The sequence below is a fragment of the Actinomycetota bacterium genome (assembly GCA_005774595.1).
In the GTDB taxonomy this organism is placed as follows: domain Bacteria; phylum Actinomycetota; class Coriobacteriia; order Anaerosomatales; family D1FN1-002; genus D1FN1-002.
Window position 1 is genome coordinate 1 of the sequence record VAUM01000035.1, and the last position, 10,445, is coordinate 10,445.

Sequence of the window (10,445 nt, forward strand, 5' to 3'; positions counted from 1 at the left end):
GCACGAACGCGACGAGCGCCGCCCCCGCGGCGCCGCCCGCCCCCACGAGCGTCACGCTCTTGCCCTCGGGCAGGAACCCTGCCTCGGTCTCGAGCGCCTCGAGCAGTCCGCGGCCGTCGGTGTTGTAGCCGATGAGCCTGCCGTCACTGACGTGTACGGTGTTCACGGCGCCGGCCATCTGCGCGAACATCGCGACCTCGTCGCAGAGCCGCAGCATCGCCTGCTTGTGGGGCATCGTGATGTTGACGCCAACGAAGGGCAGCACGCGGAGCGCGCCGATGAAGCGCAGCATGTCGGCGTCATCCTCGACGGGCAGCGGGACATAGACCCAGTCGAGGCCGAGCGCTTCGTAGGCGGCGTTGTGCATCGCCGGCGACAGCGTGTGGCCGAGCGGCCATCCCACCACACCGGCGAGCCGCGTCCGTCCGTTGATGTCGAGGGTCACCGGCTACTCCGAGCGAAGTCTCATCCGACGAGAGTCGGTCTCTGAGTCGAGTCTACGACAGCGGCCGCCTGCGAGAAAGGATGAGCCGCTCGACGTGCCTCAGCAGCAGCGTGTGCGGAAGGTCGGTCTCCGACTGCGGGCACACGAGCACCGTCGTGCACCCGGCGAGATTCCCGCCGAGCACGTCGGTGAACAGCTGGTCGCCGATCACCGCCGTGCCGCACGCGTCCGTGCCGAGCAGGCGCATCCCCGCCCGGAAGCCGTACGGGAGCGGCTTGAGCGCCTTGGGCACGATCGCCAAGCCGAGCTTCTCAGCGGTCGTGACGGCATGGCCGTGCCAGTTGTTCGACACAAGGCACGCACCGAGACCGACCGCGGGAAGCGCTGCGAGCCAGTCCGCCACGCGCGCGGGAACGGTGTCGGTGTCCCGCGGCAGCAGCGTGTTGTCGAGGTCGAGGAGCAGTCCCCGCACGCCGCGCCGCCGCACGTCATCGAGGTCGATGGCATGCACGTCGACGTAGTAGAGGTCGGGTGTGAGCAGCCCCATCTTCCGCGTCCGTCAGTGGTCCGGCACGCCGTCGCCGTCGTGGTCGTGGCTTCCGCCGATCTGTTGGACCGGGTCCACGTCGCGAAGCGCCTCCGACAGGGCGCGCAGCTCGTCCGCTCTCGCCGAGTCGCCGTTCAGGTCGTACACCGCCGCGAAGATCGCGATCCCCTCGCACCGGTCCTCGTCCGTGTACCACACGGTATCGGGAGACGAGAGGGCCGCGTCGGCCTGGGCGAGCGCGGCCTTCGGCTGGTGGCCGAGCGTGAGGAGCATCTGGGCGTAGCTCGCCCTCAACAGCCCGGAGGCCGGGTTGTTCTCGACGCCGGTGCGCGACACCTCAAGGCCTTGGGCGACGTCGCCTCGCCTCGCGATCATCCACGCCGCGATGTAGTACGACTGCTCGAACTGCGGATCGAGCAGCTGGACGATGCGGACCGTCGGGATGAGCTGGACCTGCTCGGTGAGGGGCTGATCCGCGTAGTACTCGTGGTAGACCGGGTCGATCGTGCTCCACAGCATCGCGGCGGCGTATGAGCGTAACCCGTACAGGTACGCGAACCCCGTCCGGCCGAGCAGCGCGGCCGTGCCACCGGTCACCGGCCGAACACCTCCTTCGACTTCCGCTTCGCCTTCTCGAACTCGTCCCAGGTCGACGTGAAGGTATGTGCGCCGTCCGTGCTCGTTAGCACGTAGTAGATGTAGCCGGTCTCGGTCGGGTGCGCCGCCGCCTCGATCGACGCCATGCCCGGGCTCGCGATCGGCGTCGGCGGCAGGCCCTTGTACTTGTAGGTGTTGTAGGGGCTCTCGATCCTGAGGTCCTGGTTGCGCAGGCGGAAGCGGTGGCCCGGCAGCACGTACTCGAGTGTCGCATCGATCTCGAGCACCATCTTGCGCTTCAGGCGGTTGTAGATGACCGAGGCGACCAGCGGCCGCTCGCGGTCGAGCTTCGCCTCCTTCTCGATCATCGACGCGATGGTCACCACGTCGTGCAGGTCGAACCCGTGGTCGCGCGCGTACGACATGTCGAGCGTCGCGGTCTCCACCTCGAACTGCCGCAGCATCTGCTCGATGACCTCGTGCGCGCTCGCGCCCTCGCGGATGCGGTAGGTCTTCGGGAAGAGATACCCCTCGAGCGAGCCGCCATGGCCGGACAGGTAGTCACGGCCGAACTCGTCGGCACCGTTCTTCGCGAGCGCCCCGAACTCGGCGGCCGGGATGTCGAGCTCCTTCTCCATCCTGGCGGCGATCTGCTCGATGGTGAAGCCCTCGGGGACGACGACCGTGACATACGAGATGGGCGGGCCCTCGCTCAGCGTGTCGACGACGACCTCGAAGGGCATGCCGGTCGACAGGTCGTAGATCCCTGCCCGCAGGTCGCCGTCCGCCCCGGCGACCCGCGTCCGGAGCCGGAACATCATGGCGTTGGGGACCACCCCGGTCTCCGCGAGGATCGAGGCGATCTCCTCGGTGTTCGAGCCGGCCGGGATCTCGATCTGCACCGGCATCCCCGGCGGCTTGTCGGTCTCAGGCCGCAGGAGCACCCACCACGCAGGCGCCGAGAACGCCAGGCACATGGCCAGCAGCACGAACAGGATCGTGAGCAGTGAGCGGGCCACGGGGCGTTTCAGGCGCTCAGCGGCCATCGGAGACCTCCGAATCGAGATACGCCTGGAGCATGAGGGCGGCGGCGATCATGTCGACCCGGCCGCGCCGGTCGCGCGCGGTGACGCCCGCCTCGGTCATGGCACGCTCGGCCTGTGCCGAGGTCAGCCGCTCGTCGAAGTAGCGCACCGGCACGCCGAGATCGGACTCCAGCGCGGCAGCCAGTGCGCGTGTGGCCGCGGCCTGAGGCCCCTCGGTACCGTCGAGCGACAGCGGCAGACCGACGACGATCGCACCGGGTTCCCACTCCTCCACTGCCTCGTGCATCGCACGCCGGTCCGATGCGTCGACGACCTTCACGGGGGTCGCGATGCGCCCGCCGGGGTCCGACACCGCGATCCCGATCCGCTTCTCGCCGAAATCGAGGCCGAGTACGCGCACGGCGCCCGTCACTCCGCCCCGAGCAGCGCGGCGGCCGCCGCGAGCGCCGCGTCGATGCCGTCGGCGTCCGGACCACCGCCCTGCGCCATGTTCGGCCGTCCGCCGCCTCTGCCGCCGACCTGCTCGGCCATGGCGCGCATCACCGCACCGGCGTCGAAGCCGGCGGCGACGGCGGCATCGGTGCCGGCGGCGACCAGCACGGCCTTGCTGTCGGCCTCACTCGCGAGCACCACGCCACCCGCATCCGCACGCAGCCGGTCGGCCAGGTCGCGCAGCGCCTCGGCGTCCGCACCGGGGACGCGCCCGAGCGCGACCGCGTAGCCGCCGCCCGCGGTGACCGTGCGCACGGCACCCGCGTCGAGCGCGGCCGGCGCGCCGGCCTTGGCCTTCGCCTCGGCGTCCTTCACGCGCTGCAGCAGGGCGCGCACGCGGTCGGGCACCTCGGCCGCCCGGCACTTCAGCGCGGCGGCGGCCTCGAACAGCGTGGCCTCCTCGCGTTCGAGGTGGTCGAACGCGTCGAACGAGGTCACGGCCTCGATGCGCCGCAGGTTCGCTCCGATGGAGCCCTCGGACACGATCTTGAGCAGGCCGATCTCGGAGGTGCGGCCGACGTGCGTACCGCCGCACAACTCACGGCTGAAGTTGCCCACCTCGAGAACGCGCACGAAGTCGCCGTACTTCTCGCCGAACAGTGCGGTGACACCCGCCTCGCGCGCGGACGCCAGCGAGGTCTCGTACGCGCGGACCGGGTGATCCTCCATGATCTTGTGATCGACCATGCGCTCGATCTTGCCGAGGTCGTCTGCGCCGATCGCCTCGAAGTGCGTGAAGTCGAAGCGGAAGCGGTCCGGGGCCACGAGTGACCCGGCCTGCTTCGCGTGCTCGCCGAGGACGAGCCGCAGCGCCCAGTGCACGAGGTGCGTGGCGGTGTGGTTGCGGCGGATGCGCTCGCGGCGCATCACGTCGATGGACGCGCGGACGCGGTCGCCGACGGCGATCGCGCCTTCCGCGACCGTGCCGGAGTGGGCGTGGACGCCGGGCGCCGGCAGCCTCGTCTCGGTGACCTCGAAGCGCATGCCGTCGCGCGTGAGCGCGCCCGTGTCGCCGACCTGGCCACCCTGCTCCGCGTAGAACGGCGTGGCATCGAGCACGACCTGCGCCTCGGCGCCGGCCTCGGCGCGCTCCACGCGCTCGCCGCCCACGACGATCGCGACGACCTTCGCGTCCGCCTCGTCGGACTCGTACCCGACGAAGTCGGTCGCGCCCGCAGCGGCGATCTCGGCCCACACGCCCCCGTGCGCCGACCACGAGACGTCCTGAACGTGTGCGCGGGCGCGCTCGCGCTGCGCCTCCATCTCGGCCTCGAAGCCGCCGGTGTCGACCTCGATGCCGGCCTCGCCGGCGATCTCGGCCGTCAGCTCGAACGGGAAGCCGTAGGTGTCGTGGAGCGTGAAGGCGGTGACCCCGTCGAGCCGCGCGTCGCCCGCCGCGCGCACGCGCTCCAGCGCGGTGTCGAGGAACGCCAGACCCGTTCGCAGCGTCGCCGAGAAGCGCTCCTCCTCGGAGGCGACGATGCCGCGGACCAGTTCGGCGTGCTCGACGACCTCGGGGTACGCCTCCCCCATGAGCGCGGTCACGGCATCGGTCAGCCGGACCATGAACGCGTCCTCGACGCCCAGCAGACGGCCGTGGCGCACCGCGCGGCGCAGCAGGCGGCGCAGGACGTAGCCGCGGCCCTCGTTCGAGGGCAGGATGCCGTCGGCGATCATGAACACGACCGCGCGCGCGTGGTCCGCGAGGATGCGCAGCGAGGTGTCCGGGCGCCCGCCAGCGCCGTACGCCGTGCGGGAGACCTCCTCGGCGACCGCCATCAGCGCGCGCAGCACATCGGTCTCGAAGTTCGAGGTCACGCCCTGCAGGATCGCGGCGAGCCGCTCGAGGCCCATGCCGGTATCGATGTTCTTCTTCGGCAGCGGGACGAGCGTGCCGTCCTCCCGCCGGTCGTACTGCATGAACACGAGGTTCCAGTACTCGAGGAACCGGTCGCAGTCGCAGCCGGGCGCGCAGGTCGGTGAGCCGCAGCCTACGTCCGCACCCTGGTCGTAGTAGAGCTCCGAGCACGGCCCGCAGGGTCCCGTCGGGCCCGCCGACCAGAAGTTGTCCTTCTCACCAAGACGCACGATCCTCTCGGCGGCGACGCCGACCTGCTCGTGCCAGACGGCGAACGCCTCGTCGTCGTCCTCGTAGATCGAGAACCACAGGCGCTCCGGGTCGAGCCCGAGCACGTCGACGGAATACTCGTACGCCCACGCGCACGCCTCGGACTTGAAGTAGTCGCCGAAGCTGAAGTTGCCGAGCATCTCGAAGAAGCTGTGGTGCCGCCCCGTGGTGCCGATGATGTCGATGTCGGTCGTGCGCACGCACTTCTGGCAGGTGGTCGCCCTCGTGAAGCCGAGGTCGCGTGCCCCGAGGAAGACGGGCTTGAACTGCACCATCCCCGCCGTCGTCAGCAGCAGCGACGGGTCCTCCGGGATGAGCGAGGAGGAGGGCAGCCGCCGGCAGCCCTTCGACTCGAAGTACTTCAGGAAGCTCTCGCGGATCTCGGCGGAGTTCACCCGTCACGCTCCTCGTCGCCCGTTCGCGGACCGGCCGCGGCCGCGTCCGGGCCGCATGCGCCGGCGGCCCCCTCGTCCTCGGGCTTGGCCGACCGGAACAGCGCGCCGTCCTCCGTCGCGAGCTCGGTGCGCGTGTGCTTCTCGTAGTAGTGGACGAACAGCCCCTTCGCGATCGCCGCCGTCGGGATCGCGACCAGGATGCCGATGGCGCCGAACAGCGCGCCGAACACGAGGATGGACAGTAGCACGAGCACGGGATGCAGGTCGACGTGCTCCGACATCACCCGCGGCGTGACGAACAGGTCGACGACCTGCTGCGCGGCGAACAGCGCGACGAACGCGATGACGGCATACCACCAGTGCTCGCCGGCGAACGCAGCGACCACGGTCGTCACGGCCGCGCCGATGGCGGGACCGATGTACGGGATGAAGTTGAGCGCCATCGTCATCAAGCCGAGGATGACCGCGTACGAACGCACTCCGGGGATGAATGCCAGCCCGACCGCCGCGAGCAGGCCGGTGAGCGCCGAGACGATCACCTGCCCCTTGAGGTAGCCGCCGAGCACGCCCGTGACCTCGCCGAGCACCATCTCGGCCTCGTCGCGCCGCCGGGGGCCGATGAGAGCGAACACCTCCCTGCGGATCGCGGGCAGGTCCTTGAGGCCCCAGAACGCGATGACGAACGCCATGACGACATTGAAGATGACCGTCGCCACCTGGCTGCCCGCGGCCACGACCTGCCCGGCGGCGCCCGCACCCGCGGCGCCTGCCTGCGGCAGGTACTTCGCGTACCTGGTGAGCAGGTCGCTCCAGTCGATCGCCTTCCACTCCGGCAGCCGGTACAGCTCCCGGTCGAGGCCGATGCCGCGCACCCACTCGTAGGCCTTGGAGGCCGCATCGGGCAGCGCCTTGACCAGCGCGATGGCCTGACCGACGACGGTCGGCCAGATGAACGCGTTCACCACGCCCACCACGATCAGGACGGCCGCGAAGCACAGGGCCGTCGCGGCGACCCGCTTCACGCCACGCTTCTCGAGCGCCGCGACCGGGCCGCGCAGCAGGAACACGATGAACAACGCCATCGCGAGCGGGATCAGCGCGGAGGCCACCTTGCCCAGTCCCCACCACGCCACGGCGGCCACGACGCACCAGCCGATGACGGCCCACACCGCATAGGCACGCCCGCGCCACTGCTCGGTCAGGCGATCCTCGCCGACACTCATTCGACACCCTCCTTCACGAGGCTGTCGCGCAGCACACGGAGCGTGCGGCGCAGGAGCCGGGAAACCTGCATCTGCGAGATCTCCAGCTTGCGGGCGATCTCGGTCTGGGTCAGGCCCTCGAAGAAGCGAAGGTACAGCACGCGGCGCTCCTGCGCACTGAGCTCCCGCAGCGCCGCCGCGAGCGTCGTGCGGTCCTCGACGACGCTGATGAGCGAGTCGTCCTCGCCCACGTACTCGAGGATCGAGAACGACTCCGCGCCTTCAGAGGTGCGGTCACCCTCCAGCGAGACGAAGTTGTACGCCTCGGAGGTCTCCATCGCCTCGAGCACCTCGTCCGGGGTCACGCCGAGGAAGTCGGCGATCTCGGGCACCGTCGGCGAGCGCTGCTCGATCTGCGTGAGCTTGTCGACCGCCTGCGTGACGCGGAACGAGAGCTCCTGCAGACGGCGCGGGACCTTGATGGCCCAGCCCTTGTCGCGGAAGTGGCGCTTGAGCTCGCCGACGATGGTCGGGGTCGCGTAGGTCGTGAACTCCACCTCGCGGCCGATGTCGAAGCGGTCGATCGCCTTGATCAGCCCGATGGTGCCGACCTGCACGAGGTCGTCGACGGGCTCGCCGCGGTTGCGGAAGCGGCTCGCCAGGTACTTGACCAGGTTGAGGTACATCTCGACGAGCTCGTCGCGCGCCGCCTCGTCGCCCTCGAGGCGATAGCGGCGGAACAGCTCGCGGGTGTGCTTCTTGTCCCAGGTGAGCTTCCGCGTCTGGCGGGCAGCCGGCCTAGGCACCGGGCGCCCCCGGGGCGATGCGCTTGGACAGGCGGACGTGGCACGCGCCGCCCTCGTCGGAGATGTCGAGGTCGTCGCAGACCGCGTCGAGGATGAACCGGGCGTACTCGGCCACTTCGCGCGCCTCTTCCGCCGGCGCCGCGACCGCGGGGACGGGGCCGACCGCGACGTCGAGCCCGCCATCGGACACCGTGAACTCGAGCGTGACGGCGACGCCCGCCTCGGTACGGCCGCACGCGTACGCGAACGCCTCCTCCGCGGCGAGCCGGACGTCCTCAACGGCCTCGTACGGCATCCCCGCGCGTGTCGCCAGGGCGGCGGCGGTCATGCGGACGGTCTTCGCGTACTCCGGGCGCGCCGGGACGCTCAGGGTCACCGTGTCACTCATCGTCCCTCCGAACGTCCGCTGCGGGACGCGCGTACTCCGTCTCGCGCCTTCGCCCGGCGCGCGAGAAGATGCGCGCGAGGCCCTCCCCCGCACCCGCCAGCACCCGCATCGGGGCACCGACGGCCTCCTGCGCCACGCGCGCCGTGCTGCTCACGCGGTCGGTGGCGTCTTCGACCTGGGTCACGATCTCGTCGACCCTCAGCAGCTCTGCGTTGAAGGCGTCGAGCGATACGTCGGCCTTGTCGAGCAACGGCATGAGCCGCTCGTCGAGACGCTTCGTGAACGCGCGCATCTCGTCCATCGCGCGAGCGGCGCGCAGCATCGCGTAGACCGCCACGCAGGCGGCGGCGGTGGCGGCGAGCATGAGCACGGCGAGCAGCACGTCAGCAGCCTGCACCGGAAGGCTCCGTTCGTCTCGACGGCGCGTACTTGGCGAGTCTACCACCGCACGCGCACACGACTTCGCGCCGCTTCAGGCCCCGGAGGCCGGTCCGGGCCCCCGCTTGCCGCCGGCGGCCCGCTCCGCCTCCCAGCCGCGCGGCGAAGGCCGGTAGAAGGTGCGGCCCGTCAGCCCGTCGGGGAGGTACTGCTGGTCGACCCGCGCGTCCGGGAAGTCGTGCGGGTAGCGGTAGGGCCCGTACGCCTCGGCGCCGGGCCGGTGACGGTCGCGCAGGTGGCTCGGCACGGCGCGCGCGGCGCCGGTCCGCACCTCGGCGAGGGCCTCGTCGATGGCGAGGTACGCCGCGTTCGACTTCGGCGCGAGCGCCAGGTAGACCGCCGCCTGCGCGAGGTTGATGCGGCACTCGGGCCAGCCGATGACCTCGGCGGACTTGAACGCCGCTGCGGCGACGAGCAGCGCCTGCGGGTCGGCGTTCCCGACGTCCTCGGACGCGAGGATCATCATGCGCCGCGCGATGAACTTCGGGTCCTCGCCGGCGTGGACCATGCGGGCGAGCCAGTAGACCGCCGCATCGGGGTCCGAGCCGCGCATTGACTTGATGAACGCGCTGATGACGTCGTAGTGCGCGTCACCGTCCTTGTCGTACGGCAGCGTGCGCGTCGGCGTGGCGTCCGCCACGTCGGCTGCAGTGACGGCCGGCGGCTCGCCGCTGCGGGCGCGCGCGGACGAGGCCGCCAACTCGAGCGTGACGAGCGCTGCGCGCGCGTCCCCGCCCGCGGTCAGCACGATCGCGGCCTCCGCCTCCGGCTCGAGCACGACCGCTCCGCGCAGCCCGCGCTCGTCGGCCACTGCGCGCCGGACGACAGTCCGGACCTCGTCATCCGCGAGCGGCCCCAGCTCGATCACGCGCGAGCGGGACAGCAGCGGCGCGTTGACCTCGAACATCGGATTCTCGGTCGTGGCGCCGACGAGCACGATGTCGCCGTCCTCGACCGCGTGAAGCAGAGCGTCCTGCTGCGACTTGCTGAACCGGTGGATCTCGTCGACGAAGACGATCGTGCGGCGGCCCGAGAACGCGAGCCGGTCGCGCGCGGCCTCGATCGACGCACGCAGGTCCGCGACGCCCGAGGTCACGGCGGACAACTCGACGAACTCCGCGTCCGTGACACCGGCGATGATGCGCGCGAGCGAGGTCTTCCCGGTGCCTGCGGGGCCGAAGAGCAGGACCGGCATGAGCGCGTCGCCCTCGATCGCGCGACGCAGCCAGGTGCCCTCCCCGACGGCGGCCTGTTGCCCGACGAACTCGTCGAGAGTGCGCGGCCGCATGCGCACCGCGAGCGGAGCGACGCGCTCGCGCGCCGCGTCCGCCTGTTCGGAGAAGAGGTCGCTCACGGTAGGCCGCGCCGCCTACTGGGTCGCGCGGACGACCTCGCGCTCGAGCACGTCGGCATCGACCGGGCCGCGGACGCGGTAGGTGATCAGGCCCTGCGTGTCCACGACGATGAGGTACGGCGTGGACGTCACGCCGAGCCGCTCGGCGATCATCGACGCCTTCTCCACCTCGGGGTCCACTTTGGCCGCGCCGGGCACGCCCTTGCGCACGTCGAACGCGACGAGCTCGATCAGCCCGCGGTAGTCGGCCAGCACCTTGTCGATCTCCGCACGGATGTCGTCGGTCTGCGTCTGAGTGCTGTCGTAGTACCAGACGATCATCGCCGTGCCCGCCTGCAGGTTCTCTGCGATCACGGTGGGTGTGATGGTGGCCACGGACCCGCCGCGCGGGAACTCGCCGAAGTCGACGGTCTCGGTGGGTGAGCGGTCGACCGCGACCTCCTCGACGGCGCCGCTCGGCGGGGGCGGGGGCGCGCTGCTACCCGTGTCCGTGGTGGTCGTGGTGGTGGTGGCCGTGTCGTCCTTCTTGCCGCACGCAGTGAGCGTCAGCGCTAGGGCGAGTACGAGCAGTGCTGCGATGAGTCTGCGCATGCTTCCTCCATCGGGC

General features: G+C 70.8%; 12 protein-coding genes. All 12 read right to left on the bottom strand.

The window, feature by feature from the left end; translation table 11 throughout:
* Positions 1-445, bottom strand: a 445-nt coding sequence (aroE, locus tag FDZ70_02645) for a shikimate dehydrogenase (GenBank protein ID TLM79746.1), incomplete at its 3' end; no start/stop codon positions are given.
* 52 nt (positions 446-497) lie between these two features.
* Positions 498-992, bottom strand: coding sequence for a YqeG family HAD IIIA-type phosphatase (locus FDZ70_02650; protein ID TLM79747.1), 495 nt, complete (start codon positions 990-992; stop codon positions 498-500).
* Between the two features lie 12 nt (positions 993-1,004).
* Positions 1,005-1,589, bottom strand: a complete 585-nt coding sequence (locus FDZ70_02655; GenBank protein TLM79748.1) for a hypothetical protein — start codon at positions 1,587-1,589, stop codon at positions 1,005-1,007.
* A complete protein-coding gene (mltG, locus tag FDZ70_02660; GenBank protein ID TLM79749.1) occupies positions 1,586-2,635 on the bottom strand; it encodes an endolytic transglycosylase MltG in 1,050 nt (349 codons plus the stop codon). The genes FDZ70_02655 and mltG overlap by 4 nt, the downstream gene beginning before the upstream one ends.
* On the bottom strand, positions 2,625-3,035 hold the full coding sequence (ruvX, locus tag FDZ70_02665) for a Holliday junction resolvase RuvX (GenBank protein TLM79750.1): 411 nt from the start codon (positions 3,033-3,035) through the stop codon (positions 2,625-2,627). Before ruvX ends, mltG begins: the two co-directional genes overlap by 11 nt.
* Positions 3,036-3,043: 8 nt before the next feature.
* Positions 3,044-5,650 carry an alanine--tRNA ligase gene (gene alaS / locus FDZ70_02670; GenBank protein TLM79751.1) on the bottom strand — a complete coding sequence of 869 codons (2,607 nt, stop codon included), beginning with the start codon at positions 5,648-5,650 and terminating at the stop codon, positions 3,044-3,046.
* Entirely contained in the window at positions 5,647-6,873 is a 1,227-nt protein-coding gene (locus tag FDZ70_02675) for an AI-2E family transporter (GenBank protein TLM79752.1), read from the bottom strand. The genes alaS and FDZ70_02675 overlap by 4 nt, the downstream gene beginning before the upstream one ends.
* On the bottom strand, positions 6,870-7,841 hold the full coding sequence (locus FDZ70_02680) for a SigB/SigF/SigG family RNA polymerase sigma factor (GenBank protein ID TLM79753.1): 972 nt from the start codon (positions 7,839-7,841) through the stop codon (positions 6,870-6,872). Before FDZ70_02680 ends, FDZ70_02675 begins: the two co-directional genes overlap by 4 nt.
* Positions 7,651-8,046, bottom strand: a complete 396-nt coding sequence (locus FDZ70_02685) for an ATP-binding protein (protein TLM79754.1) — start codon at positions 8,044-8,046, stop codon at positions 7,651-7,653. Before FDZ70_02685 ends, FDZ70_02680 begins: the two co-directional genes overlap by 191 nt.
* Positions 8,039-8,443 (bottom strand): hypothetical protein, encoded by a 405-nt coding sequence (locus FDZ70_02690; protein TLM79755.1) that lies wholly within the window; start codon positions 8,441-8,443, stop codon positions 8,039-8,041. Before FDZ70_02690 ends, FDZ70_02685 begins: the two co-directional genes overlap by 8 nt.
* Positions 8,444-8,518: 75 nt before the next feature.
* Positions 8,519-9,838, bottom strand: a complete 1,320-nt coding sequence (locus tag FDZ70_02695; GenBank protein TLM79756.1) for a replication-associated recombination protein A — start codon at positions 9,836-9,838, stop codon at positions 8,519-8,521.
* A 15-nt stretch (positions 9,839-9,853) separates the two neighbouring features.
* A complete protein-coding gene (locus tag FDZ70_02700; GenBank protein ID TLM79757.1) occupies positions 9,854-10,429 on the bottom strand; it encodes a hypothetical protein in 576 nt (191 codons plus the stop codon).
* Between the last annotated feature and the right edge of the window lie 16 nt (positions 10,430-10,445).